The 25503-nt window shown below is 64.3% G+C and carries 23 protein-coding genes; 6 read left to right on the top strand and 17 right to left on the bottom strand.

Annotated features, from left to right (window positions below; genetic code table 11):
- Positions 1-58 precede the first annotated feature (58 nt).
- The 5 genes from AC5RV1_RS00825 to AC5RV1_RS00805 all read right to left on the bottom strand — a co-directional run bounded on the left by AC5RV1_RS00825 (position 59) and on the right by AC5RV1_RS00805 (position 5301).
- Positions 59-460: a cytochrome c oxidase subunit 4 gene (locus AC5RV1_RS00825; RefSeq protein ID WP_307095005.1), complete on the bottom strand. Its 402-nt coding sequence runs from the start codon at positions 458-460 to the stop codon at positions 59-61.
- The gene (gene ctaD / locus AC5RV1_RS00820) at positions 457-2184 is read right to left on the bottom strand and encodes an aa3-type cytochrome oxidase subunit I (protein WP_493948370.1); all 1728 of its coding nucleotides are present in this window, start codon (positions 2182-2184) and stop codon (positions 457-459) included. The genes AC5RV1_RS00825 and ctaD overlap by 4 nt, the downstream gene beginning before the upstream one ends.
- 10 nt (positions 2185-2194) lie before the next feature.
- Positions 2195-3067, bottom strand: a complete 873-nt coding sequence (gene ctaC / locus AC5RV1_RS00815; RefSeq protein WP_493948371.1) for an aa3-type cytochrome oxidase subunit II — start codon at positions 3065-3067, stop codon at positions 2195-2197.
- A 188-nt stretch (positions 3068-3255) separates the two neighbouring features.
- Positions 3256-3645 carry a HesB/IscA family protein gene (locus AC5RV1_RS00810; protein WP_493948372.1) on the bottom strand — a complete coding sequence of 130 codons (390 nt, stop codon included), beginning with the start codon at positions 3643-3645 and terminating at the stop codon, positions 3256-3258.
- 216 nt (positions 3646-3861) lie between these two features.
- Positions 3862-5301, bottom strand: a complete 1440-nt coding sequence (locus AC5RV1_RS00805; protein WP_493993153.1) for a dipeptidase — start codon at positions 5299-5301, stop codon at positions 3862-3864.
- A gap of 89 nt (positions 5302-5390) precedes the next feature.
- On the opposite strand from AC5RV1_RS00805, the gene AC5RV1_RS00800 reads away from it, so the two are divergent.
- Positions 5391-5993 (top strand): DUF3043 domain-containing protein, encoded by a 603-nt coding sequence (locus tag AC5RV1_RS00800; protein WP_493993152.1) that lies wholly within the window; start codon positions 5391-5393, stop codon positions 5991-5993.
- Positions 5994-6121: 128 nt separating this feature from the next.
- Here AC5RV1_RS00800 and AC5RV1_RS00795 read toward each other — a convergent pair whose 3' ends face one another.
- Entirely contained in the window at positions 6122-7192 is a 1071-nt protein-coding gene (locus AC5RV1_RS00795) for a quinone-dependent dihydroorotate dehydrogenase (protein ID WP_493993151.1), read from the bottom strand.
- A gap of 91 nt (positions 7193-7283) precedes the next feature.
- Here AC5RV1_RS00795 and AC5RV1_RS00790 point away from each other — a divergent pair, with 91 nt between their 5' ends.
- Entirely contained in the window at positions 7284-8282 is a 999-nt protein-coding gene (locus AC5RV1_RS00790; RefSeq protein WP_493993150.1) for an alpha/beta hydrolase, read from the top strand.
- A 19-nt stretch (positions 8283-8301) separates the two neighbouring features.
- On the opposite strand, the gene AC5RV1_RS00785 is transcribed toward AC5RV1_RS00790, so the two are convergent.
- From AC5RV1_RS00785 to leuA, 3 genes are all read right to left on the bottom strand, one after another.
- Complete coding sequence (locus AC5RV1_RS00785) at positions 8302-9144, bottom strand: isoprenyl transferase (protein ID WP_493993149.1); 843 nt, start codon at positions 9142-9144, stop codon at positions 8302-8304.
- A 2-nt stretch (positions 9145-9146) separates the two neighbouring features.
- Positions 9147-9899 (bottom strand): DNA repair protein RecO, encoded by a 753-nt coding sequence (gene recO / locus AC5RV1_RS00780; RefSeq protein ID WP_256249657.1) that lies wholly within the window; start codon positions 9897-9899, stop codon positions 9147-9149.
- 98 nt (positions 9900-9997) lie between these two features.
- Positions 9998-11737, bottom strand: a complete 1740-nt coding sequence (gene leuA / locus AC5RV1_RS00775) for a 2-isopropylmalate synthase (RefSeq protein ID WP_493948378.1) — start codon at positions 11735-11737, stop codon at positions 9998-10000.
- A gap of 250 nt (positions 11738-11987) precedes the next feature.
- Here leuA and AC5RV1_RS00770 point away from each other — a divergent pair, with 250 nt between their 5' ends.
- The gene (locus AC5RV1_RS00770; RefSeq protein ID WP_493993148.1) at positions 11988-13940 is read left to right on the top strand and encodes a M13 family metallopeptidase; all 1953 of its coding nucleotides are present in this window, start codon (positions 11988-11990) and stop codon (positions 13938-13940) included.
- Between the two features lie 93 nt (positions 13941-14033).
- Here AC5RV1_RS00770 and AC5RV1_RS00765 read toward each other — a convergent pair whose 3' ends face one another.
- The 5 genes from AC5RV1_RS00765 to AC5RV1_RS00745 form a co-directional block, all read right to left on the bottom strand.
- The gene (locus AC5RV1_RS00765; RefSeq protein WP_493993256.1) at positions 14034-15488 is read right to left on the bottom strand and encodes an LCP family protein; all 1455 of its coding nucleotides are present in this window, start codon (positions 15486-15488) and stop codon (positions 14034-14036) included.
- A 215-nt stretch (positions 15489-15703) separates the two neighbouring features.
- Positions 15704-16663, bottom strand: a complete 960-nt coding sequence (gene era, locus AC5RV1_RS00760; RefSeq protein ID WP_493948380.1) for a GTPase Era — start codon at positions 16661-16663, stop codon at positions 15704-15706.
- On the bottom strand, positions 16647-17978 hold the full coding sequence (locus AC5RV1_RS00755; protein WP_493948381.1) for a hemolysin family protein: 1332 nt from the start codon (positions 17976-17978) through the stop codon (positions 16647-16649). Before AC5RV1_RS00755 ends, era begins: the two co-directional genes overlap by 17 nt.
- A complete protein-coding gene (gene ybeY / locus AC5RV1_RS00750; protein WP_387546947.1) occupies positions 17975-18448 on the bottom strand; it encodes an rRNA maturation RNase YbeY in 474 nt (157 codons plus the stop codon). Before ybeY ends, AC5RV1_RS00755 begins: the two co-directional genes overlap by 4 nt.
- Positions 18445-19533: a PhoH family protein gene (locus AC5RV1_RS00745; RefSeq protein ID WP_430226235.1), complete on the bottom strand. Its 1089-nt coding sequence runs from the start codon at positions 19531-19533 to the stop codon at positions 18445-18447. Before AC5RV1_RS00745 ends, ybeY begins: the two co-directional genes overlap by 4 nt.
- A gap of 356 nt (positions 19534-19889) precedes the next feature.
- Here AC5RV1_RS00745 and AC5RV1_RS00740 point away from each other — a divergent pair, with 356 nt between their 5' ends.
- Positions 19890-20849, top strand: coding sequence for a GerMN domain-containing protein (locus AC5RV1_RS00740; protein WP_493993147.1), 960 nt, complete (start codon positions 19890-19892; stop codon positions 20847-20849).
- 18 nt (positions 20850-20867) lie between these two features.
- On the opposite strand, the gene AC5RV1_RS00735 is transcribed toward AC5RV1_RS00740, so the two are convergent.
- The 3 genes from AC5RV1_RS00735 to hrcA all read right to left on the bottom strand — a co-directional run bounded on the left by AC5RV1_RS00735 (position 20868) and on the right by hrcA (position 23872).
- The gene (locus tag AC5RV1_RS00735) at positions 20868-21650 is read right to left on the bottom strand and encodes a 16S rRNA (uracil(1498)-N(3))-methyltransferase (protein WP_493993146.1); all 783 of its coding nucleotides are present in this window, start codon (positions 21648-21650) and stop codon (positions 20868-20870) included.
- A 2-nt stretch (positions 21651-21652) separates the two neighbouring features.
- Positions 21653-22780 carry a molecular chaperone DnaJ gene (gene dnaJ / locus AC5RV1_RS00730; RefSeq protein WP_493948384.1) on the bottom strand — a complete coding sequence of 376 codons (1128 nt, stop codon included), beginning with the start codon at positions 22778-22780 and terminating at the stop codon, positions 21653-21655.
- Between the two features lie 78 nt (positions 22781-22858).
- Positions 22859-23872 (bottom strand): heat-inducible transcriptional repressor HrcA, encoded by a 1014-nt coding sequence (gene hrcA, locus AC5RV1_RS00725; protein ID WP_493993145.1) that lies wholly within the window; start codon positions 23870-23872, stop codon positions 22859-22861.
- Between the two features lie 176 nt (positions 23873-24048).
- On the opposite strand from hrcA, the gene AC5RV1_RS00720 reads away from it, so the two are divergent.
- Both AC5RV1_RS00720 and AC5RV1_RS00715 read left to right on the top strand, forming a co-directional pair.
- A complete protein-coding gene (locus AC5RV1_RS00720; protein ID WP_493993144.1) occupies positions 24049-24903 on the top strand; it encodes a DUF3097 domain-containing protein in 855 nt (284 codons plus the stop codon).
- A gap of 167 nt (positions 24904-25070) precedes the next feature.
- Positions 25071-25490 (top strand): DUF4870 domain-containing protein, encoded by a 420-nt coding sequence (locus AC5RV1_RS00715; protein WP_458781981.1) that lies wholly within the window; start codon positions 25071-25073, stop codon positions 25488-25490.
- Positions 25491-25503: the final 13 nt, after the last annotated feature.

Genomic DNA, 25503 nt, shown 5'->3' with positions numbered 1-25503 from the left:
AAATAACGACGGCGGGCCCCACCAAAAAGGTGGGGCCCGCCGTCGTTGTTCTTTTTGCCTAGTGGGCGTGGTCGCCGCGGCTGTACTCGTATACCCAGCCGATAAGTGCCACAACGGCCAGGCCGGCTGCGATGTAGACGATCCAGAACCCTACTGCCAGGCCCAGGAAACCTGTGGCGCACGCCAGACCGAGGACCAGCGGCCACCAGCTCCAGGGGCTGAAGTGCCCCTGCTCGCCGGCACCCTCGTGGATCTCAGCATCACTGCGGTCCTCAGGACGAAGGCCGACGCGCTTGCCGGTGAAACCGAGGTATCCGCCAATCATGCCGGCGAGGCCGCCGACCAGGAGGATACCGAGGATACCGACCCACTCACCCCAATCGGTGAGGAAGCCGTAAATCACCGAAACCGGTACGAAGAAGAAGACTCCGGAACCAAAGATCCATGACTCAATTTTCACTGTGCAGTGTCCTTCTGGTCGGCGTTACCGAGCACGTTGGCCGCGGGAGCCGGTGACTCGATGGTGTGGACCTGTCGAAGCTCGGGGTGGTGAAGGTCCAGCGCTGGCCGCTCGGAACGGATCCGGGGCAGCGAGGTGAAGTTGTGCCGCGGGGGCGGGCAGGACGTGGCCCACTCCAGCGAGGCACCGAAGCCCCAGGGGTCATCAACCTGCACCTTTTCGGCACTGCGCCAGGTGATGTAGACGTTCCAGAAGAACGGAATCAGCGATGCACCGAGGACAAACGAGGCAACCGTGGAGAACTGGTTCATCCAGGTGAAGTTGTCCTCCACCAGGTAGTCCGCGTAACGGCGGGGCATGCCCTCAACGCCGAGCCAGTGCTGGATGAGGAAAGTGCCGTGGAAACCCAGGAACAGGAGCCAGAAGTGGATCTTGCCCAGGCGTTCGTTGAGCATCTTGCCAGTCCACTTGGGCCACCAGAAGTAGAACCCGGCGAACATCGCGAACACCACCGTGCCGAACACCACGTAGTGGAAATGCGCCACCACGAAGTAGGAGTCGGAGACGTGGAAGTCCAACGGCGGGGAGGCCAGGATGATGCCGGTGAGGCCGCCGAAGAGGAACGTGATCAGGAAGCCGATGCTCCACAGCATGGGCGTCTCGAACGTCAGCGAGCCGCGCCACATGGTGCCGATCCAGTTGAAGAACTTCACGCCTGTGGGCACCGCGATGAGCATGGTCATAAACGCGAAGAACGGCAGCAGCACCGCACCGGTGACGTACATGTGGTGTGCCCACACCGTCACGGACAGGGCAGCAATGGCGATCGTGGCGTAAACCAGGCCCTTGTAGCCGAAGATCGGCTTGCGGCTGAAGACCGGGAAGATCTCGGAAACGATGCCGAAGAACGGCAGCGCGATGATGTACACCTCGGGGTGGCCGAAGAACCAGAACAGGTGCTGCCAGAGCACTGCACCGCCGTTCTCCGGATCAAAGATGTGCGCACCGAAGCGGCGGTCCGCTCCCAGGGCGAACAGCGCGGCGGCCAGCGGCGGGAACGCCATCAGCACCAAGATGGCGGTGACCAGGGTGTTCCAGGTGAAGATCGGCATCCGCCACATGGTCATGCCGGGGGCGCGCATGCAGATGATGGTGGTGATGAAGTTGACCGCACCGAGGATGGTGCCGAAGCCGGACAGCGCCAGGCCGAACACCCACAGGTCCCCGCCGATGCCGGGGCTGAAGGTGGTGTTGGACAGCGGAGCGTAAGCGAACCAGCCGAAGGACGCAGCACCCTGCGGGGTGATGAACCCGGACACCGCGATGGTGGAGCCAAAGAGGAAGAACCAGAAAGCCAGCGCGTTCAACCGCGGGAACGCAACGTCAGGTGCGCCGATCTGCAGCGGCATGATGACGTTCGCGAAACCTGCGAACAGCGGGGTGGCGAACATCAGCAGCATTACGGTGCCATGCATCGTGAACAGCTGGTTGTACTGTTCCTTGGTCTGCAGGATCTGCATGCCGGGTTCGAACAGTTCGGCGCGGATCAGCAGCGCCATAACGCCGCCAAGGCAGAAGAACACAAACGACGCAATCAGGTACATGTACCCGATGGTCTTGTGGTCGGTGGAGGTGATCCAGTTGACGACGATGCGCCCCTTGGATTTTGGAACCACGGGAGCCGTGAGAACTCCGGTGGGTGCGGATTGAGTGTACGTAGCCACGTCGCTCCCCTTACTTAATTTCGTTCAGGTTCGGGTTGCGGTCGTACTCCACACCGAGGAGGCCCGTGTTGCCGGCGGCCTTGAGCTCTTCCAGGTGCGCCTGGAATTCAGCTTCAGAAACCACCTTGACGCGGAACAGCATTTCCGAGTGGTACTCGCCGCAGAGTTCGGCGCACTTGCCGTCGTAGGTGCCCTCTTTAGTGGGGGTAAACCGGATGTAGTTGGTCTTGCCCGGGATCATGTCGCGCTTCTGCAGGAAGGCGGGAACCCAGAAAGAGTGGATCACGTCGCGTGCGTTGAGTTCGAGGTCAACGGACTTGTTGACGGGCAAGTACAGCGTGGGGAGCTGTTCCTTGTCGATCGTGTTGCCGGTCAGATGCGCCTGGACGCCTGCCTCGTAGACGTCTTCTTCGATGACGTCGCCGGCTTTGTAGTTGAAGTCCCATGCCCACTGCTTGCCGCGGACGTCGACAACGACGTCGGCGGGCTGTGACCGGTCATCAATGGCCTGCTGGTCGCGGTCCGTGAAGTAGAAAAACACCAGGACCATAAAGAGCGGAATGGTCAGGTAAAACACTTCCAGCGGAAGGTTGAAGCTGGTCTGGCGCGGGAAGCCCACAGTGCCCTTGCGGCGCCGGTAGGCCACGAGGCACCAGACGATCAAGCCCCAGGTAATGATGCCCACAGCCAAGGCGGCGATCCATGAGTTGACCCAGAGGTCCATGATGCGGTCGCTGTTGCTGGTGGTGCCACGTTCTGTGGGCAGCCACCCCTTCTCTACCTCTGGCGAACATCCGGTCAAAACCAACGCGCCGGCAATTGCCAAGCTTGTGATCGTGGTGATCGTTTTGCGTCGGCTGCCGGTTCGGTTCTGCGAACTCACAGACGGCCCTTCCTACTTGTTGCTGCTGTTGTCCGGGCAGCCATCGGCGCCGCGGGCACACTAAAAGTTTTACTACTCGGTGTAGAGCTTACCGCTCCGCCGGGAGTTTCGCCCACATGTCGGCGCCGCGCCTCCTTCCGTGATTAATGGGAGGGGGCGCGGCGCCGGCATCGGGCGAAATAACCGGCTTAGTGGAAGGAGTCTCCACAGGCGCAGGAGCCGCCGGCGTTCGGGTTGTCGATGGTGAATCCCTGCTTCGAGATGGTGTCCTCAAAGTCGATGCTGGCACCACTGAGGTAGGGGACGCTCATCTTGTCCACAACAACTTCGACGCCGTCGTAGTCCCGGACAGCGTCGCCGTCCAGGAGCCGTTCGTCGAAGTAGAGCTGGTAGATCAGTCCTGAGCAGCCGCCGGGCTGCACAGCAACCCGGAGCCGCAGGTCGGTGCGGCCTTCCTGCTCGAGAAGACTGCGGACCTTGCCTGCTGCGACGTCGGTCAGGTTGACCTCGTGGACAGGCAGTTCTTCACTGGCCGCGCTGGTGGTCTGGGTGCTGTTCTCATTGGTTGCGGTGCTCATTGGCCTACCTTCTTAGGACGGTCTGGCGGCCCCGCGCTAACGGTGCCTGCCCCTACGGATTCGGTATGGGCTATAGCTACATGCTACGCGGGGCGCACGTGTAGCTCTAACTCCTGACGTAACCACGGAAGCCTCTTCCTTGTTCCCGCGGAGCGACTTCCAGCTTACGCTTCGGGGTGCGGCCAGGGGTGGCGTCAGGACGACAGGCCGCCGCGTCTACAGTCCCCCGTTCAGGCGTGACAGCAGCAACGCTTCCGCCAGGATGGCTTTCCGGAAATCCCCAAGGTGCAGTGACTCGTTGGCGCTGTGGGCGCGGGAGTCCGGGTCCTCTACACCGGTCACCAGGATCTGCACGTCCGGATACACGTCCATGAGGTCGGCGATAAACGGAATCGAACCGCCGATTCCCGTCTCCACGGCCTGAACGCCCCATGCCTCCCCCAATGCCCACATCATCATCCCTGCCGCGGCAGAAGAGGTGTCAGTCTTGAACGGGTTGCCGCTCTCCCCCGGCGTGAAGGTAACCTTGGCGCCGAAGGGAGCGTGGGCCTCCACGTGCTTGCGGACGGCCTCCATCGCTTCTTCAGGAACCTGCCCCGGCGCAAGCCGCAGGCTGAACTTGGCCCGTGCCCGGGGCAGCAGGGTATTCGAGGCCACGTCAACGGCAGGTGCGTCAAAGCCGATGATGGACAGCGCCGGCTTGGTCCAGAGCCGCGAGGCGATGCTCCCCGAGCCGGCGAGGCGGACGCCCTCGAGCACTGAGGCATCCGACCGGTAGTCAGCCTCCGGGAACTCCACCGTCGCATTGTCGAAGGCCACAAGACCCCGGATGGCGACGTTTCCGTCGTCGTCATGAAGGGTGGCGATCAGGCGGGACAGCAGCGTGGGGGCATCCAGCACCGGTCCCCCAAACATCCCTGAATGGACCGCGTGCTCCAGGACCTGGACTTCGATGGTTCCGTCCACCAAACCGCGGAGGCTCGTTGTCAGGGCCGGAACACCCACCTTCCAGTTGCTGGAATCGGCGACGACGATGGCATCAGCACGGAGCAGCTCCCGGTGTGCCTCCAGGAAAGGCCGGAATGTGGGGGAGCCTGCTTCCTCCTCGCCCTCGAAAAAGAAGGTCACTCCCAGGCCCAGCCCGTCCCCCAGGACCTCGGAGACCGCCGTGAAGGCCGCGATGTGGGCCACGATGCCGGCTTTGTCGTCTGCGGCGCCGCGGCCGTACAGGCGCCCATCCTTCTCAACAGCCGTGAACGGTTCGGTATCCCACAGTTTTTCGTCGCCCGCGGGCTGGACGTCGTGGTGGGCGTACAGCAGGATGGTCGGCTTGCCTTCGGCGGCCGGGCGGCGGGCGACGACGGCGGGGCCGCCCGGCGTGCCGTCGGATTTGTCGCAGCCAAGGACCTGCACATCCTTCAGGCCAGCCCCACGGAGCAGTTCCGCCACGGCTTCGGCGCTGCGGTCCAGCGGCGACCGGTCGAAGCTGGGCCAGGCGATGCCCGGAATCGCGACCAGTTCCTTAAGGCTGGCCAGGGTGCTCTCAAAGGAACGGTCGATGGCGGCCCGGAGGTCCTCCGTGCCGGGGTTTGGGTCGAGGCCGGAAGGTGTGGAGCCGGCAATGTTGTTGGGGGTGGCCGTCGGAGATGAAGTCATGGAAAAACATTACCCTCGTCACATTCAACGCCCTGGCAGCCGTGACAGCAGGGCCGGAAGGCCAAGCCGCCGCAAGGTATTCTGTTCAGGTGTTCGGACGTAAAAAAGAAGCGCCCTCGGCGCAGGAATTATCAGACCCGCAGGCTGCGGAAGCTGCGGCCCGCCAGGACGGCATAGCCGGCAAGGGAGCTCCCACTCCAACGCGCAAAGCCCAGGAGGCTGCGCGGAAGCGCCCGTTGGTGCCGGAGGACCGCAAAGCCTCCAAGGCTGCCGAGCGCCAAGCCATCCAGGACCAGCGGCTCAAAATGCGCCAGGCGCTGGACACCGGCGACGAGAAGTTCCTGCCGCTGCGCGACAAGGGACCCCAGAAGCGGTTTACCCGTGACTATGTGGACGCACGGTTCAGCCTCGGTGAGTACCTCATGTTCGGCGCCCTCGTCTTCGTCCTGGTTTCCCTGGTGGTGCCTGCGTCCAGTGACCTGATGATCTACGTCCTGGGCGGTTTCTGGGTGATGTTCCTGGCCGTCTTCGTTGACGTGTTTATCCTGTCCCGCAAGCTCCGCAAGAGGTTGACCGAGAAGTTCGGCGAGGTGGAGCGGGGCACGGTCTGGTACGGCTCCATGCGTTCGCTACAGTTCCGGAAGCTGCGGCTGCCCAAGCCTCAGGTCAAACGCGGACAGTACCCCGCCTAACCTGGTTCCCCGCGTCCTCCCATTCAATAGACAACGAAACCCCGGCGGAATGTCCGCCGGGGTTTCGTTGCAACCAGGGGTATAGCTCACCGCACCCGGTACGGCAGCCGCTTCAACGCAACGACGCGCTAGGACCGCCGGTTCTTCGCCAGTTGCCGGTTGATGCGCGATGCCCAGAACGGCCCTTCGTAGAGGAAAGCCGTATAACCCTGGACCAGCGTGGCCCCAGCATCCAGCCGGTCCTGGACGTCCTGTGCCGTTTCTACTCCGCCAACGGCCACGAGGGTCAGGGCGTCACCGGTGGTCTGCTTGAGCCGGCGCAGCACTTCCAGGGAACGCTGTTTGAGCGGAGCGCCGGAGAGCCCGCCTGCACCGCACTTTTCCACCAAGTCTGCAGGGGACGCCAGGCCTGTCCTGGCGATAGTGGTGTTGGTGGCAATGATGCCGTCCAGCTTCAGGTCCAGGGCCAGGCGTGCGACGTCGTCGATGTCCTCGTCGCTGAGGTCCGGGGCAATTTTCACCAGCAGGGGAACGTGGCGGCCCGCTGCACGGTCGGCTTCTTCGCCGACGGCGGTCAGCAGCGGCCGGAGGCTTTCCACGTCCTGCAGGAGCCGAAGGCCGGGGGTGTTGGGCGAACTGACGTTGACCACAAGATAGTCCGCGGCGGGCGCAAGGCTGCGGGCACTGGCCAGGTAGTCATCCACAGCATCAGCCAATTCAACAACCTTGGTCTTGCCGATGTTGACTCCGATAACCGGGCGCGCCGCCGGGTGCCTGCGCTGAAGTGCGGCACGGGCGGCCTTGAGCCGCGGGGCGACGGCGGTGGCGCCGTCGTTATTGAATCCCATCCTGTTGATTACGGCACGGTCCTCTACCAGGCGGAAAAGGCGCGGCTTTTCGTTGCCCGGCTGGGCCTGGCCGGTAATGGTGCCCACCTCAACGTGGCCGAACCCGAGCTGGCTCAGTGCCTCAATGCCATGGCCTTCCTTGTCGAAGCCTGCGGCAAGGCCGAAGGGCGAGGGAAAGGTGACGCCGAAGGCGGTGGTCTGCAGCGACGGTGCCGGGGCCGTCAGTTTCTCCAGGACCTTCCCCGCACCGGACCGATGTGCCAGCAGGATGGCCTTGAACCCTATTGTGTGGGCGCGCTCGGCGTCCATCCATGAAAAGGCCAGCCTGAAGAATGTGGGATAAACGCGCATGCCTCCAGTCTTCCGTCTTGGCGGGCCCACACCAAAATGAGCACGGACCAAAATGACGCGGGCCGGCCAAGCGGCGGAATAGCATAAAGCCATGGAATGGCAGCGGGACATCCTGGGCGAGGAATTCGAGTCCCATGCCTTCACAGCCGCCGGACCGGACGGTGTGGAGCGGACCGCCACGCTGGTGCGGTTCCGCCCGGCCGTAACTGGCGTCCTCCCCTCGCCGGGGCACCGCAGGGCCGTCCTTTTCCTGCACGGCTGGAGCGACTATTTCTTCAATGTGGATCTTGCCCGCTTCTGGTCTTCGGCCGGCTACGACTTCTACGCACTGGACATGCATAACCACGGCCGGAGCCTGCGTCCGGAGACTCCGGGCGGTTACGTCTCGGACCTCGCCGACTATGACGCCGAGGTTGAGATGGCGTGCCGCCTGATCAGCCAGGAGGGGACTAACCGGCCGCTGACCCTGATGGGGCATTCAACGGGAGGGCTGGTGGCTGCGCTGTGGGCCAGCAGGCATCCCGAAGCGGTCTCGCAGCTCATCCTCAACAGCCCATGGCTGGAGATGCATGGAAGTGCGCTGGTGCGGCGCGCGGCGTCAAGCATGGTGGGGCCTGTTGCCCGTTTCCGGCCGGAGGCTGTGCTCAGGCTTCCGGAGCGCGGCTTCTACTGGCGGACCATCAGCAGTTCTGCGGATGGGGAATGGTCCCTGGATGACCGCTACCGGCCGCCCATGGCTTTCCCGGTGCGAGCCGGTTGGCTCAGTGCGGTACTCGCCGGCCACGCCAAGGTGGCGCGCGGGCTCAACATCGAGGTTCCCATCCTGGTGCTGTTATCCCGGGGAAGCGCGAATGGACTCTTCTGGTCCGAAGAGATGCGGCGGACGGACGCTGTGCTGGACGTCAACGTTATTGCTGCGCGCGCCCTCACCCTGGGCCGCACCGTGACGGTGGAAAGGATTGAGGGCGCACTGCATGACGTGTTCCTCTCCCCTGCCGCTGTGCGTGCGGACGCCTACGCGCGGCTGTCGCGCTGGCTCCGCGCCTACGGCGACCTGGCAGACGCCGAAGAGGGTCCCAAACAACACTGACCGGCCGTTCCTGACCGGGCTACTGCCCCGGGCCTGCTCCGTCGACAGGGCGGGCTGCGTCCACTGCACCACCGTAACGGCGGTCCCGGCGGGCGTACTCTTCCACGGCGGACCACAGGGTCCGGCGGTCGACGTCGGGCCACAGGGTGTCCATAAAGACGAACTCGGCGTAAGCGGACTGCCAGAGCAGGAAGTTGGACAGCCGCTGCTCCCCCGAGCTGCGCAGGAACAGGTCCACGTCCGGAAGGTCCGGCTCGTCAAGGTACTTCTGGATGGTGCGCTCGGTGATGGCACCGGGTTTGAGCCTGCCGGCAGCGACTTCCGCGGCAATGGCGGACACGGCGTCCGTGATCTCCGCCCGGCCGCCGTAATTTACACACATGGTCAACGTGCAGGTGCTGTTCCCTGCAGTGAACTCCTCAGCTTCTTCAAGCTCGCGGATGACCGAACCCCACAGGCGTGGCCGCCGGCCCGACCACCGGACCCGGACGCCCCACTCGTCGAGCTGGTTCCGCTGCCGGCGCAGCACATCCTTGTTAAATCCCATCAGGAAGCGGACTTCCTCCGGGGAGCGGCGCCAGTTCTCCGTGGAAAAGGCGTAGACACTGACGTATTCGATGCCCAGCTCAATGGCCCCTGCCATAACATCCAGCAGGGCCGGCTCGCCGGCCTTATGGCCTTCTATCCTGGGCAGTCCCCGCTGGTTCGCCCACCGGCCGTTGCCGTCCATCACGATGGCAACATGCCGGGGGATGAATTCCGCCGGAATGGACGGCGCCACCGCGCCCGAGGGATGCGGGTACGGGGCAACCACGGGGTGGCTCCGCTGACGGGACGTGTTGTTCTTTTTTCCCAGGGCCACTGTCAGCTGCGCTCCACATGTTTGAGGGACTTCAGTACTCGTTCAAGGTGCCACTGCAGGTAGGCGGCCACGAGGCCGGCCGCTTCCTTGCGGTGCACGGGCAGGGAGCCGTCCGCAGTGGCCCAGTCTCCCGTCAGCAGCGCCGCGAGCAGCACTACCGTTTCTGGCGCGGGCGCAGGCGACCCCGGCGGCCGGCAGCCATTGCAGACCATACCGCCCACGGGTGCGGAGAAAGCGCTGTGCGGGCCCGGGAGCCCGCACCGGGCGCAGTCCGTGAAGCTGGGCGCCCAGCCGCCCGTGGCCAGTGCCCGGAGCAGATAGGAATCCAGGATCAGCCCGGCCGCGTGCTCATTCCGGCTCAGTGAGGCAAGGGCTCCGACCAGCAGGTTGTACTGGGCGGTTCCGGATTCACCGTCGACGTCGGTGAGCTTTTCTGCGGTTTCCGTCATGGCGGCAGCTACCGTGTAGCGGCCGTAGTCTGCAGCGATGCTTCCGCCGTAGGCGCCCTTGGCCACGGCCTGGGTCACGATGTCCAGCGACTTTCCGGACACGAGCTGCAGGTCCGCCACCATAAACGGCTCGAGGCGCGCGCCGAACCGGCTGCTGGTCCGCCGGACTCCTTTGGCCACAGCCCGCACCTGTCCGTGGTGCTTCGTCAGCAACGTGATGATGCGGTCCGCCTCGCCCAGTTTGTGGGTACGGAGCACGACGGCGTCGTCCCGGTACGCGCGGGAGGCGAAAGAGTGTTGGGCCACGCCTTTATCTTCCCATCCTTTGCGGGCACCGCCCTTCCGGGCACCAAGGGGCGGCGTTGTGCCGCCGGGGTGTCCCCGGCGGCACAACGCCCCGTGCGTCAGGCCTGGGCGTCCCGGACGGCGCGGTTCACAGCAGAAATAACAGCCTTCAAGGAGGACATGCTGGTGTTGGCGTCGATGCCGACGCCCCAGAGCACGCGCTCCCCCACTGCACACTCCACGTAGGCGGCCGCCATGGCGTTGCCGCCCTCAGAGAGGGCATGCTCGCTGTAGTCCAGCACGCGGACGTCCACGCCGTCTTCCCGGAGGATACTCAGCAGGGCGGCGATGGGGCCGTTGCCGGTGCCGGTCCGCTGAACCTGCACGCCGTCCACGGTGAGTGAGGCGTGAAGTGTCATGCCGCCGTCGTCATCCGTCTCTGTCTTGACAGCGCCCAGGGAGTATCGGCCCCACTGCCCGTCAGTCTTGCCGGAGGGCAGGTACTCGTCCTGGAACACCTGCCACAGCTGGGCACCGCTGACTTCGCCGCCCACTGTGTCCGTGCGCTTCTGTATGACGCCGGAGAACTCGATCTGGGCACGGCGCGGCAGGTCCAGGCTGTGCTCGTTCTTCAGCAGGTAGGCAACGCCGCCCTTGCCGGACTGGGAGTTGACCCGGATCACGGCTTCATAGCTGCGGCCCAGGTCTTTCGGGTCCACGGGCAGGTACGGTACTTGCCAGGTGAAATCGGCAACGTCCTTGCCGGCGGCAGCCGCGTCCCGTTCGAGGGCTTCGAAGCCCTTCTTGATGGCGTCCTGGTGGGATCCGGAGAACGCCGTGAAGACGAGGTCGCCACCGTAGGGCGAACGCTCGGGGACGGGCAGCTGGTTGCAGTACTCCACAGTCCGGCGGACGTCGTCGATGTTGGAGAAGTCGATCATGGGGTCGATGCCCTGCACGAAGAGGTTCAGGCCAAGCGTGACCAGGTCCACGTTGCCGGTCCGCTCGCCGTTGCCGAAGAGGCAACCTTCGATCCGGTCGGCCCCGGCCATGTAGCCCAGCTCGGCGGCCGCGACACCCGTTCCACGGTCGTTGTGGGGGTGCAGTGAGAGAATGATGCCTTCCCGCGGGTGCAGGTGGCGGCTCATCCATTCAATGGAATCGGCGTAAACGTTGGGGGTGGCCATTTCCACGGTGGCGGGCAGGTTGATGATGACCTGGCGGTCGGCGGAAGCCTCAAAAACATCGGCGACGGCGTTGCAGACCCGCACTGCGTATTCCAGCTCGGTGCCCGTGAAGGATTCCGGGGAGTACTCGTAGGTCACGTGCGTGTCCACCAGGGTCTCTTCGTACTTCTTGCACAGCCGCGCGCCCTGGAGGGCGATGTCCAGGATCCCGTCCTCGTCCTGGTTGAAGACCACACGGCGCTGCAGCACCGAGGTGGAGTTGTACAGGTGGACGATCGCCTGCTTGGCACCTACCAGGGACTCGTAGGTCCGCTCGATCAGGTGCTCCCGGGCCTGTGTCAGGACCTGGATGGTGACGTCGTCCGGGATGTGGTTGCCTTCGATGAGCTGGCGGACAAAGTCAAAGTCGGTCTGCGACGCAGACGGGAAACCTACCTCGATCTCCTTGTACCCCATACGGACCAGCAGGTCGAACATCTTCATTTTGCGGGCCGGGCTCATGGGATCGATCAGGGCCTGGTTTCCGTCGCGCAGATCAACTGCGCACCAGCGTGGAGCCTTGGTGATGATTTTGTCCGGCCACGTACGGTCAGGCAGTTCGACTTTGATCAGGTCCTGGAACGGCGTATACCGGTGGGCGGGCATTCCGGAGGGCTTCTGTGCGTTTCGCATTACTATCGGGGCCTTTTCTGTGATTCTTCTTTGAAAGGGTGGCCGGGCAGCACAAACTCCGCAGCGAGGGTGGGCCTTGCGCTAGATCGCGTCTGAGGCCTCGCCGCGGCAGCTAAGAAGAAGAAGCTCTGCACGCACCTTTTGAGAGTAACACGGGTGCGTAAGATGAAAGAGCACTACCGTCCGTTACGTCCACCATGCAGACGCCGACCGGTATCCCGCCGGCCGCGGTCAGCAAAAAGGAGCTTCAGTGCCCATTTCGGGGATCGACCTGTCCACCTTTGATAACACCGTCCGGCCGCAGGATGACCTCTACCAGCACGTTAACGGTGCGTGGCTGAAGGCTACCGAAATCCCCGATGACCGGCCCCTGGAAGGCACGTTCACCGCCCTGCGGGACGGGTCCGAGATTGCTGTCCGCGACATCATCGAGGAAGCAGCGGCAAAGGGCGGGTCCGCCAGCGGCATCGAGCAGAAGGTCGGGGACCTCTACAACAGCTTCATGGACGAAGCCGCTGTAGAAGCGAAGGGCATGGAACCGATCCGCCAGCGGCTCGCCGAGGTGTTCGCCACCACCTCCGTGGCAGACCTGGTCTCCCTGGCGGGCCGGTTGTTCCGGGCGGATGTGGGCGGGCTGTTCTACATTTACCCGGCTCCGGACGCAGGCAATCCGGACAGGGTCCTCCTCTACGTTGGCCAGGGTGGTCTCGGACTGCCCGATGAATCGTATTACCGGGAAGAAAAGTTTGCCCTCATGGTCTCCGCCTACGGCGCGCATGTGAAGACGATGCTTGACCTGGCCGGCGTGCCGGATGCGGTCGGCGCTTCCGGGCGGGTGGTTGCCCTCGAGACCAAGCTGGCGTCCCATCACTGGGACAACGTCACCCTTCGGGACCCGCAAAAGACCTACAACCTGAAGTCGGCGGACGAGGCATCCGCCATGTTCCCGCTGCTCACAACCTGGTTTGAAGCAGCCGGCATCGACGAGGAAAAGCGGCAGGAAATTGTGGTGAGCACCCCTCCGTTCTTCGACGGCGCCGCCGGGCTTCTCGAGAGCGAACCGCTGGCCCACTGGCAGGAGTGGCTGGCCATGCGGGTAGTCAGCGCCGCTGCCCCCTACCTGTCCTCTGCTTTTGTTGACGCCAACTTCGCCTTCTATGGGACCACCATCAGCGGCACCCCCCGGAACAAAGACCGCTGGAAGCGCGGCGTGGGCGTTGTGGAAGGCGGCCTCGGCGAAGCCGTGGGGCAGATCTATGTGGCGCGGCACTTTCCGGAAACGCACAAGGCCCGTATGCAGACGCTGGTCGCAAACCTGATTGAGGCCTACCGCCGAAGCATCACCGCTGTGGGCTGGATGGGCGAGGACACCAAGGCCGAGGCGCTGCGGAAGCTGGAGGGGTTCCGGGCGAAGATCGGCTATCCGGAAGAGTGGATTGACTATTCGGCCGTGGAGATTGACCCGGCTGATCTGCTGGGCAACGTGGAACGGGCACACAACGCCGACGTCGACCGGCACCTTGATGAGGTGGGCAAGCCGGTGGACCGCAACAAATGGCTGATGACCCCGCAGACAGTCAACGCCTACTACCACCCGATGATGAACGAGATCGTTTTCCCGGCGGCGATCTTGCAACCGCCGTTCTTCACCGCCGACGCTGACGACGCCGTAAACTACGGCGGGATCGGCGCGGTGATCGGGCACGAAATCGGCCACGGCTTCGACGACCAGGGGTCACAGTTCGACGGCGGCGGTGCACTGCGGAACTGGTGGACCGACGAGGACCGCCAGGCCTTCGAAAAGCTGACGGCCAAGCTGGTGGCGCAATACGACGTGCTTTCCCCGTACGCAGCACCCGGACATAACGTCAACGGGCGCCTCACCCTCGGCGAAAACATTGGCGACCTCGCCGGGCTGGCCATTGCCTACAAGGCCTACCTGATCAGCCTCGATGGAAAGGAGCCGGAGGTCCTGGACGGCCTCACGGGGCACCAGCGCTTCTTCGCATCATGGGCGGCAGGATGGCGGCAGGTGATCCGGAGCGAAGAAGCCATCCGCCGGCTGGCAACGGACCCGCATTCGCCCAACGAGTTCCGGACCAACGCCATCGCGAAGAACCTCGACGCCTTCCACGACGCCTTTGAAGTCACTGACCAGGACGGCATGTGGATGTCCCCGGAAGAGCGCGTCAGCATCTGGTAGAAAGCAAAAAACGGGGCCCGTCGAGCGGGCCCCGTTTTTCTGTCTTAGGCGGCTTGCGGCCGTCCAGCCTGCGTCCGTCCTGGCCGTGCGTTGCTAACCCTCGACGATCAGCATGGGGTTGGCTTGCTGGCAGAGGGTGTCCCCCGCTGTCTGGTTGACGATATTCTCCGGCAGCGCAGCCGGCGCCCCGTAGGTGGCACCCGAAGTGAAATCGGTGCCCAGATAGACCTGGACGCTGGACACGGCCGGAGCGGGCAGCACTTGCGCCGCCGGGATTCCCAGCAGCGCCGCAACGTCAGCAGCCACGTCCGCAAAGCCGGTGCCGTAGTAGACGGCGGACTGTTCCACGGCGGTTGCCTCGAATTGTCCGGCCTGGGTGAATCCGCCGCCGATCAGGGCCTGGACTATCTCCTGTGCGCGCCCTGGCACCCCGGTGCCGTTGGCAACGGTGACGGACTGAAGCGCCTTGTCATAGGCCGGCACCGGAGGAGCCGTTTCACTTGGAGCCCCCGTAGGCGGAGCACTGGTTTCCGTGGGCGCAGGTGTGGGCGGCGCTGTGGGGTCGGTCAGGTCGATGTCCTGCCGCAGCGCGGAGAACAGCTGGGACCCGGCGGGTTCGGCGATCTGAAGCCTGTTTGGATCCAGAACGGCGGGCGTGGTGGGAACGGCCACGAACGCAACTTTGCTGATATCGATGTCCTTAAGCCGGTTGCCGATGGTCAACAGGGTGGGAACCGAAGCCAGGCCCTCGTCGACGGTCAGGTTCTGGGTGACGACGTCGGCGATCTTCAGCATCTTGCCGGGATCCGAGAGGGTGCCTTCATCCTTGATCTTCCGGGTGAGCGAGGACAGAAACCCCTGCTGGGCCTTGATGCGGCCAAGGTCACCGCCGTCGGCAAACGCGTGGCGGGTCCGCAGGAAGGCGAGGGCCATTTCACCTTGAACAGCGGAGGTGCCCTTCGGGAGGCGGAGCCGGGAATCGGGGTCAAAGACGGCGTCACTGATGCATACGTCCACGCCGCCCACGGCGTTGGACAGTTCCTTCACCGCGTTGAAGTCCGCCATCATGAAGTGGTCCACTTCCAGGCCGGTAATCCGGTTGACCGTGTCCACGGCGCAGCCGATGCCCGCCTCGGCCATGGCTTCATTGATCATCACACCGCTGCGGGCGGGATAGGTCTGGTTGCTTTCCTCGTCCTTGCATTCAGGAATGTCAACCAGCAGGTCGCGGGGAAAGCTGATGACACTGACGCGCTTGTTATCCGCGGAAATGTCCATCAGCATCATGACGTCGGACTTGCCGTAGCCGCGTGAATCGTCCGCCGTGCCATACTCGGCGTTCTTGCCGTCCCTGGTGTCTGAGCCGAGGATCAGGATCTGCATCCGCCCGGTCGCGTCGCTCACCGATTCGTTACTTCCGCCCCCGGCGTTCAGGGGTGCCTTGGAAAGGTTGCCTTGGAGGCGGAGAAACCAGAATCCTGCGAATGCCAAGGCACCCACGAGGGCCACCGACAGCACGCCCGTCGTGATCTTGAGCCACAACGGCATCCCGCGCACGGGGCCAAAGTGGCGGGCGGCTCCAACGGTGCCATCATCCGCGTGCCGGGACACTGGTCCCCCTGCTGACACGTCAGCTCCGTTTTCGCGCTTGTCGCGGCCTCGCCCCACGTGGTGAACCTTCCTCTAGATTCTGAATCCGGTCCATTTTAGTGGTCCAGGCTGGGAAATCCCCGGACGGCCACCGGCCGCACGTATTAAAACGTTCAGAAGCCCAGCTTGACCAGCTGTTTCGGATCCCGCTGCCAGTCTTTGGCGACCTTCACGTGCAGGTCGAGGTAGACGCGCGTCCCCAGGAGGGCCTCGATTCCCTTCCGTGCGTTTGTGCCCACTTCGCGCAGCCGGCTGCCGCCCTTGCCGATGATGATCGCCTTCTGGGACGGGCGTTCGACGTAGAGGTTCACGCGCACGTCCAGCAGGGGGTTGTCCTCCGGGCGGTCCTCCCGGGGCACGATCTCTTCAACGACCACGGCCAGGGAGTGCGGCAGTTCATCGCGGACGCCTTCCAGCGCCGCTTCGCGGATCAGCTCTGCGACCATCACGGCTTCCGGCTCGTCGGTCAGCTCCCCGTCCGGGTACAGCGGGGGCGACGGCGGCATGTGGCTGATCAGGACGTCGGCTACGGTTTCCACTTGGAAGCCGTCGCTGGCGGATACCGGAACAATATCCTTCCAGCCTTCCTCCCCCAGCACTTCCCGCCCGAGCGCGGCGACGGCAAGGAGCTGCTCCGTCAGGGCCTGCCGGTCCACCAGGTCCGCTTTGGTGACAATAGCAATGACAGGCTGGCGGCCAACAGCGGCGAGCTGGGCCGCGATGTACCTGTCGCCGGGTCCGATCTTTTCATTGGCCGGCAGGCAGAACCCGATGGCGTCCACCTCGGCAAGGGTGTCCGCCACGAGGTCGTTCAGGCGCTTTCCCAGCAGCGTGCGGGGTCGGTGCAGGCCCGGTGTATCCACGAGGATCAGCTGTGCGTCCTCGCGGTGGACGATGCCCCGGATGGTGTGGCGGGTGGTCTGCGGCTTGGCGGAGGTAATGGCTACCTTCTTGCCCACCAGGGCGTTTGTCAGTGTGGACTTGCCCGCGTTGGGGCGGCCCACCAGGACTGAAAATCCTGCGCGGAAGCCCCCGAAGTCTTCGTCGCCTGCGGCCTTATTTTTCTTGCTCACGTGGAACTCCCTGCTGGGTTGCTTCCGCCTCCTGGAGGAGGTCTTCAAGGTCAGTGTCTACTTTTGGAACCTGCGCCGCAATGATGTGGCTGACCCGGTTCCGGCGGCCTTCGAGCCTTTCGGCGCGCAGCGACACACCGTCAACTTCGACGCTGCTGCCGACGATGGGTACACGGCCCAGCGCTTTGGCGAGCAGCCCTCCAACTGTGTCCACTTCGTCGTCGTCAAGCTCGATGTCAAAAAGCTCGCCAAGGTCATCGATGCTCATCCGGGCGCTCACGCGGTACGAGCCGTCGCCCAGTTCCACGGCCTCGGCGCTTTCGGTGTCGTATTCGTCGACGATTTCGCCCACGATCTCCTCGATCAGGTCTTCGAGGGTGACGAGTCCGGCCGTACCCCCGTATTCGTCGATCACGATGGCCACATGCGTGGATTCCTTCTGCAACTCGCGCAGCAGGTCACTGACCTGCTTCGATTCGGGCACGTACCGCACCTCCCGGACCAGCGAATCCACCAGGGGCGGCTCCTCGTCGGGCGCCAATTCATGCAGGACGGCCGCGACATCCTTGAGGTAGATGATGCCCAGGATATGGTCCGTGTCTTCGCCAATCACAGGAATCCTGGAATACCCGGACCGCAGGAAAAGCGACATGGCACGACGGAGGCTGGAGCCGGCTTCGATACTGAGGATGTCTGTCCGCGGCACCATCACGGCACGGACCAGGGTGTCGCCGAAATCGAAGACCGACTGGATCATCTCGGCCTCGGTGTCCTCGATCATGTCCGATTCGCTGGCACGTTCAACCAGCTCACGGAACTCCTGCTCGCTGAAGAACGCCTCATCGCCGAGCGGTGCACCGGGGGCAGCAGCGCTTCCCAGCGCCACGAGCCACCCCGGGATGGGTCCGAGCACCCAGGTGAGGAAACGGATCATCGGTGCCGTGAAGCGCACCACGGCACCTGAGTGGAGCCTTCCGAGCTGGCGGGGAGAAACGCCCACAATGACGAATCCCAGGAGGGCCATGATGCCGGTTGCGGCAAGCCCTGCCAGCCAGATGTTGTCGAGCAGGCTGTACAACAGGACGGCGACGGCAACCGCTGAGGCCATCTCAAACCAGATACGCCAGAACCGCAGCGCTCGGATGTGCGCAACGGGCTGTGCCAGGATCCGGCGCATCGCGGTGCCGCGGCTCTTGACGAGCGCCTCTTCGGCGTCGTGCCGCGGGAGGAAGTTAAAGGCGGCTTCGGCCGCGGTCAGTACTGCCGCGACGGCCAGGAAAGCCAGGGCCATCGCGACGAGGAGCAGAGGGGTCACTGGGTGGTCTCGGCGGGCGCTTCTTTACCGGTGAAGCCGGAGAGGAGTTCGCGCTGAAGGCCGAACATCTCGGCCTTCTCCTCGGGCTCGGCGTGGTCGTAGCCCAGCAGGTGCAAAATACCGTGCGTGGTCAGCAGCAGCATCTCGTCCTGCAGCGAGTGTCCGGCGTTCCGGGCCTGGACCGTTGCGACCTGCGGGCACACCGCAATGTCCCCCAGCATGCCCTGGGGCGTCGGGCGGTCAGGCGTACCCGGGGTCAGCTCGTCCATGGGCACGGACAGCACGTCAGTGGAGCCGGGCTCGTCCATCAGCTCGATGTGAAGCTTCTCCATCGCAGGCTCGTCCACCAAAAGGATGGACAATTCGGCCTGCGGATGAATGTAGAGCTGCTCAAAGATGTACCTGGACAGGGCAACGAGTTCGGATTCGTCCACTTGGACGCCGGACTCGTTGTTCACCTCGATGCTCACGCGTGTTCCCCCCGTTTTTCCCGGCTTGCCGAATGCTTGACCCGGCTGCGCTGGGTGTCGTCCCAGATGCTGTAGGCATTGACGATATCGCCTACCAGGCGGTGCCGCACCACGTCTGCTGCGTCCAGGACGGAAAAGTTCACACCATCAATGCCCTGCAGAATCTCTTCCACGATCCGCAGCCCGGACCGGGTACCGAAGGGCAGGTCAACCTGGGTGACATCGCCCGTAACTACCATTTTGGATCCGAAGCCAAGCCTCGTAAGGAACATCTTCATCTGCTCGGGCGTGGTGTTCTGCGCCTCGTCCAGGATGATGAAGGCGTCATTGAGCGTGCGGCCGCGCATGTAGGCCAGCGGCGCCACTTCGATGGTCCCCGCCGCCATGAGCCGCGGAATGGATTCAGGGTCCATCATGTCGTGCAGGGCATCATAAAGCGGACGGAGGTACGGATCGATCTTGTCGCTCAAGGTCCCGGGAAGGAAACCAAGCCGCTCCCCCGCCTCGACGGCCGGGCGGGTCAGGATGATCCGGCTGACTTCTTTTTGCTGCAGGGCCTGCACTGCTTTGGCCATGGCCAGGTAGGTCTTGCCCGTTCCCGCGGGCCCGATGCCGAAGATCACCGTGTTGACGTCGATGGCGTCCACGTAGTTCTTCTGGTTCAGGGTTTTGGGACGGATGGTCTTGCCACGGCTGGACAGGATGTCGTGGGTCAGGACATCCACGGGATTCTGCATCGACTGCGAGCGGAGGAGGGCCACGAGCTGCTGCAATACAGCCGGGCTGATGACCGTGCCGCGGGCAACGAGTCCGCGGACCTCATGGAGGAGCCGCATAATCCGCGGCACATCAGCCGCCGGTCCGCTGATGGAAAGCTCATTGCCGCGGACGTGGAAGTTCACGTCAGGAAACTGTTCCTCGATGAACCGCAACGCTTCATCATGGCTGCCCAGCGATTGAACCATCTGGTCCGAGTTGTCGAAAAGGACTACTTCGGTCCGGACGCCGGGGAGTGTATGGGGAAACTCCCCCGCTGCGCCCTCGCCTGTGACGAGCCTGCGCTTTCCGTTAGCTGATTCAGTCATGGTGCTGGCCCGCAGGCCTGTGATCCCCTCGATGTCGAAACAATAGCTGTTAGCTGATTTGCGGCGGCTGGTGCCGTTGCTTCCAGCGGTACCTTCCATCCTACGCCAGCAGGCACACCAGACCCCATACAGCAATGGGGCGCCGGGACGGCTCCCACCGGCACAAGGCGTGTTTCGCGTCATTAGGTATCAACTTCATATCGGCCTCATATCGTTCCAGTTGCAGTTGGACCGCGCAGCGCATCCCGGCGCTTCTGCTCCCCGGGGCTGTGTAATGCTGGAAATCCAGCGTGGTGCTGGAGTATCAAAGCCGACCGGGGATCGGCTACCCGACAGGAAAGGACAGGGCAATCAAGTTGCCGGAAACCGCAGCGCCCCGCCGGGCCCGAGGTGCCTTTAGCGGCGCCCGTTCAGCGGTCCTTGCCGGTCTCCTGATCACGGTCCCTGTCCTGGCAGGCTGCATCGCAGCGCCGGAGCCCTCCCCCACCGGCACACTGTCCTCCAGCACTCCCGCCCCGGGAATTACCTCCGGTGCCCCGTCCACGAGTGCACCCCTGGAGACTACCCAGTCCTCCAACAAGGCCCCCGTCTACTGGATTGGGCGCAGCGACAGCGATGTCTTCCTCTACCGGGAGTTCCGGGACGTTCCGGAGCAGGAGAATCCCGTGACCCGTGCCCTGCGCGCCATGATGTCTGAAAAGCCCCTGGACCCGGACTTCTTCACGCCGTGGCAGAACCCCAAGCAGCTGGCCACGTCCATTTCCGGCAAGGACGTCATCACCGTGGACGTGTCGGAGGATGCCTTCAACAGCAATCTTGACGCCGACATGGCGGCCCGGGCCATCCAGCAGCTTGTCTACACGGCTACCGCGGCTGCTGCGAGCTCAGGGCTGATTGATTCCGGGCAGCAGATCCGTGTCCGGATCCTCGTGGACGGACACACCGACTACGTCGCTTTTGACCATGTGCAGCTGGGGTCACTCATGGCCCGTACCGCCGGGCTGGTGGCTCCGGTCTGGATCATCGACCCGCAGGAAAACGTGGAAGTGGCCGACGGCAGCGTCAAGATCACCGGACGAAGCACCCTGCCCGGCGGCAAGCTGCGCTGGCAGATCCTGCGGTCCGGAGACAACGGAGACAAAACCCCTTTCCTGACGGGAGAAACAACGGCGGCTGCGGATCCCGCGCAGGCCGGGGTGTTCACCTTGGCCCTGACGCTGCCTGAGGGCGACTTCGAACTTCGGGTTGCCCAAACTTCGAACGCGGACGGCCAAGTGGACGGAACCGAGGACACCCGAAGCTTTCAGGTCCGCTAGCCCCGCCCGCCGGGCGGCTCAAACTGTGGGAGCCGCCCAGCGGCCCAGGACGTCGCTGGCAAGAACGACGGCGGCAGGACCGGCCGTTGATGAGCGCAGCACGTGGTGTCCCAACAGGGCGGTGACGGCACCCCGGCCGCAAAGCCTTGTCACTTCACGCTGGCTGATCCCTCCCTCGGGTCCTACGATCAGCAGCACTTCGCGCACGCCGTCAGCGGCCCCGGGCGGGAGCCAGGATTCCAGGACGGACCGCAGGGGCCGCACCGCGTTCTCGTGCAGGATAACGGCGAGGTCGGCCGCCTCCACCGCGGAGGCCAGGCCGGCGGTGTCGACGGCGGCACGCACTTCAGGGATCCAGGCACGACGGGCCTGTTTGGCGGCGGCAGTGACAACGGATTGCCATTTTGCGTGGGCCTTGGCGGCCCGGTCACCTTTCCAGCGTACGATGGACCGCTCTGACTGCCACGGGATAACAGCGTCGATGCCCAGTTCAGTGGCCGTCTCAACGGCCAGCTCATCCCGGTCGCCCTTGGCCAGGGCCTGGACCAGCACCAGCCTGGTGCCCGGCCGGTCCTCAACAACCACCGAGGTGCATTCCACTTCGAGCCCGGAGGAGGAAGCGGCGGTAACCTTGCCGCTCATGCGGGTACCGGCGCCGTCAACGATGTCCACGGCTTCGCCTGGAGCGAGCCGCTTGACCGTAACCGCATGCCGGGCCTCGGGTCCTTCCAGGACGAAGACACCTTCCGGCACCATCCCGTCCAGGGACCCGGCCGCAGTGAAAAAGACGGGGTTGCTCACCGCTACAGGTTACCGAGCCGGTCCCGGAGCTTGGCGAACATGCCACCGCTGGCAGCAAGCTTGCCATCCGTAATCTGCTCGCCGCGAAGCTTGGCCAGCTGGCGCAGCAGGTCCTCCTGCGCCGGATCGAGCTTCGCCGGCGTCTCGACCTGGAGGTGAACCTTCAGGTCACCACGGCCGTAGCCGCGCAGGTGGGTGACACCAAGGCCGCGCAGCGTGATGATCTCTCCGGACTGCGTGCCGGCCTTCACGTCGATCTCCTGCGGCCCATCGAACGTTTCGAGGGTCACGTCGGTTCCCAGGGCAGCTGCCGTCATGGGGATGTTCAGGGTGGCGTGGAGGTCGTCGCCTTCGCGGACGTAGGTGGCATCGTTGTTGACGCGGATTTCCACGTAGAGGTCACCGGTGGGGCCACCGGCGGGACCGGCCTCGCCCTGCCCGGACAGCTGGATGCGCGTGCCGGTGGCGACGCCGGCGGGGACCTTGATGGTCAGGGAACGGCGGCTGCGGATCCGGCCCTGCCCGCTGCATTCGTTGCAGGGGTCCTTGATAACGGTTCCGAAGCCTTCGCAGGTACCGCAGGGCGCGGCGGTCATGACCTGGCCGAGGATGGAACGCACGGCCCTCTGGACCTGGCCGCTGCCACCGCAGATGTCGCAGCGCTCCGGATGGGTTCCGGGACGGCAGCACGAGCCATCACAGGTGGGACAGACCACTGCCGTATCCACTTCGAGCTTCTTGTTGACCCCGAACACCGCGTCGCGGAGTTCGATCCGGACGCTGATGAGCGCGTCCTGCCCGCGCCTGACCCGTGACGCGGGGCCGGTGGTGCCGCCGGCGCCGAAGAATGTGTCGAAGATGTCCTGGAAAGCAAAGCCCTGGCCGGCATACGCTCCCCCGCCGAACCCGTTGTCCGTGCCGTTCTCGTTGCCGGTGGTGTCGTAGACCCGCCGCTTTTGGGGGTCCGAGAGAACTTCGTAGGCGTGGGTCACTGCCTTGAAGCGGTCCGCAACATCCTCACCGGGGTTAACGTCCGGGTGAAGGGTCCGGGCCAGCTTGCGGTAGGCCTTCTTGATCTCTTCTCCGGTGGCATCCGGTGAGACTCCAAGGACTTCGTAGTGGCTGCTCAAAGTTCGTATCTCTTCCTTGTTGTTTTGCCTGCAGTCTTACTGCATCACTGCTGGGCGCTTTTGGGCGCCGTCATGCGGTCAGGGCCCCAAAATCCGTGACAGGTAACGGGCGACAGCCCTAACGGCTGCCATGGTGGTGGGATAGTCCATCCTGGTAGGACCCAGCACGCCAATCTTGGCGACGCTGTCCGGGCCGTAGCCCGTGGCCACAACGGATGCTTCCGCCAGGCCGTCATAGGGGTTTTCACGGCCGATGCTCACGGCTACGCCGCGGTGATCCTGCGCCATCTCGCTCAGCAGGCGCAGCATCACCACCTGTTCCTCAAGCGCCTCCAGCACCGGCCCGATGCTGAGCGGGAAGTCAACGTTGGAACGGGCGAGGTTGGCCGTGCCGGCCATCACCATACGGTCTTCGCGGCTGCTGTGGGCCAGGCCCTCCAGTCCGTGCGCCAGCGCCTGGGCTGCCTGCCGCTGTCCCGGGGAGACACCGGACACCACTGCGGGCAGGGAGTGCCCCAGTTGGGCCAAGGGGGTCCCGGCGAGGGAGCCAAGGAACCTGGCGCGCAACGCAGCGAGGGCTTCATCCGCCAGGTCCTGCCCGACGTCGATAACGCGCTGTTCCACCTTGCCGGTGTTGGCGATCAGCACCACCAGCACCTTCCGCGGTGCCAGGAGAACGAATTCGATGTGCCGGATCAGTGCTCGGTTAAGGTGCGGATACTGGACAACCGCCACCTGGTTAGTCAGCTGGGACAACAGCCGGACGGTCCGTTCCAGGACGTCGTCGAGGTCATCCGAGCCCTCAAGGAGGGACTGGATAGCCCGCCGCTCCGCCTGGGACAGGGGCTTCACAGCGGAAATCTGGTCGACGAAGAGCCGGTAGCCCTTGTCTGTGGGGATGCGGCCCGCGCTGGTGTGGGGCGCCGTAATCAGCCCTTCGTCCTCAAGCGCGGCCATGTCATTGCGGATGGTGGCGCTGGAGACACCAAGATGGTGCCGCTCTACCAGGGCCTTGGACCCGACGGGCTCGCGGGAGTGGACGTAGTCCTCCACGATGGCCCGCAGTACTTCCAGTTTGCGTGGCTCGCTCACTCTCCACCTCCATCCAGGGTTCGGGGCAGGCGTTCCGCCCGCACCGTGACGCTACAGCGGTTAGCACTCGACATGCCCAAGTGCTAACAGTCTATTATGACTCACCCCGTTGTTAGCATTGGTACCGCTCCGGGCGGAATTCCCGGCCGTGATCTAGCGCGAGGCGGAGTGATTCGATGCATTACCAGAACTGGGGAGCCCAGGACCTTTCCGCGCCCGCCAAGACGCAATTGCCCGAAGTGCCCGTAGAACGGGGCATGGTGCTGGAGGACGTGCAGTCCGGCTGGGTTGGCGCAGTGACCCGGGTGGAGAAATCAGGCGGAATGCATGTGGTGGCACTGGAGGACCGCAACGGAAAGTCCCGCTCCTTCCGGCTGGGCTTCGGGTTCCTCCTGGAAGGCCAGGCGATCCGACTGATGCCGCCCGCTCCGCGGCCGGCCGCAGGCACGGCGACAGCCGCCGGCAGGACGGCCTCGGGTTCTGTCCGCGTGGCAGGCCAGAGAGCCCAGGTTGCCAAGGCGAGCCGCATCTGGGTCGAAGGAAAGCACGACGCCGAACTCGTGGAGAAGGTGTGGGGAGATGACCTTCGGGTGGAGGGCATCGTCGTCGAGCCGCTGCACGGCATTGATGACCTCGCGGCCGCTGTGGCCGGCTTCAAGCCGGGGCCCGGCAGGCGCCTGGGCGTGCTGGTGGACCACCTGGTGCCCGATTCGAAAGAGTCCCGCATTGCCGATGCCGTGATGGCATCTCCCGGTGCCGCGGGGAATGTACTGATTGTGGGACACCCCTACGTTGACGTCTGGCAGGCCATCCGCCCGGCTGTCCTGGGGATCGAGAAGTGGCCCGTGGTGCCGCGCGGGCAGGACTGGAAAACAGGCATCCTCGCAGCCTTCGGCTGGCCCCACGAAACCAAAGAGGACATCGGTCTGGGGTGGCAGAAGCTGTTGGGCGCCGTCCGCAGCTACGCGGACCTGGAAGCGTCGCTGCTGGGAAGGGTGGAGGAAGTCATCGATTTCCTCACGGTTCCCTGAAGCCCCGTCAAACCTCATTGCCGCGCGCCTGTTCCTGCCCCGTGTTGGGACAGGCATCACCGCTGCACCCAGTATTCTTGATACTGCAGTGTCTGCGGATCGCAGCACCGGCAACAGTAGACATGGCATTCTTAGTCAGCACCATTGCACTTTCGAAGGAACAGACTGTGGCAGAAAACGCACGTGAGCACAGGGACAGCCAGGGCGGCCAGGGCCGTTCGGAGTACCACGGCGTTCCGGCAAATGCGCTGCCCCTGACGGCCAGCGAGGACCGGCAGTGGGCCACCCTGGCGCATTTTGGCGGCATTTTGGGTTGCGTTCCTTCCCTGCTGATCTACCTGATCTTCCGTGACCGGGGCCCGTTTACCGCCCAGGAGTCCAAGGAGGCGCTGAACTTCAGCCTGCCGCCCACCATCGCGGCAGTGGTTGCCAACATCCTTGTCTTCGTGCCGGTGGTCGGCAACATCTTTGCCGTCATCGCAACACTGATCTGGATCGCCCTCACATGCTTCTCGGTGGCCGCCGGCATCCACGTCAACAAGGGCCAGCCGCACCGCTACCCGTACAACCTGCGCTGGATCAAGTAGCGCAGGCAGACCC

The organism is Arthrobacter sp. Hb9-2 (genome assembly GCF_059091165.1).
Note: the sequence above shows the minus strand (reverse complement) of the source record. Positions and strands in the feature narration are given on the sequence as shown.

Bases quoted from the DNA above. Each gene is read 5' to 3' on its own strand.
- AC5RV1_RS00805 (WP_493993153.1), bottom strand. From the start codon at position 5,301: ATGACTTCATCTCCGACGGCCACCCCCAACAACATTGCCGGCTCCACA.
- AC5RV1_RS00810 (WP_493948372.1), bottom strand. From the start codon at position 3,645: ATGAGCACCGCAACCAATGAGAACAGCACCCAGACCACCAGCGCGGCC.
- AC5RV1_RS00790 (WP_493993150.1), top strand. From the start codon at position 7,284: ATGGAATGGCAGCGGGACATCCTGGGCGAGGAATTCGAGTCCCATGCC.
- AC5RV1_RS00745 (WP_430226235.1), bottom strand. From the start codon at position 19,533: ATGACTGAATCAGCTAACGGAAAGCGCAGGCTCGTCACAGGCGAGGGC.
- AC5RV1_RS00720 (WP_493993144.1), top strand. From the start codon at position 24,049: ATGCATTACCAGAACTGGGGAGCCCAGGACCTTTCCGCGCCCGCCAAG.
- AC5RV1_RS00795 (WP_493993151.1), bottom strand. From the start codon at position 7,192: ATGCGCGTTTATCCCACATTCTTCAGGCTGGCCTTTTCATGGATGGAC.
- AC5RV1_RS00765 (WP_493993256.1), bottom strand. From the start codon at position 15,488: ATGCCGTTGTGGCTCAAGATCACGACGGGCGTGCTGTCGGTGGCCCTC.
- leuA (WP_493948378.1), bottom strand. From the start codon at position 11,737: ATGCGAAACGCACAGAAGCCCTCCGGAATGCCCGCCCACCGGTATACG.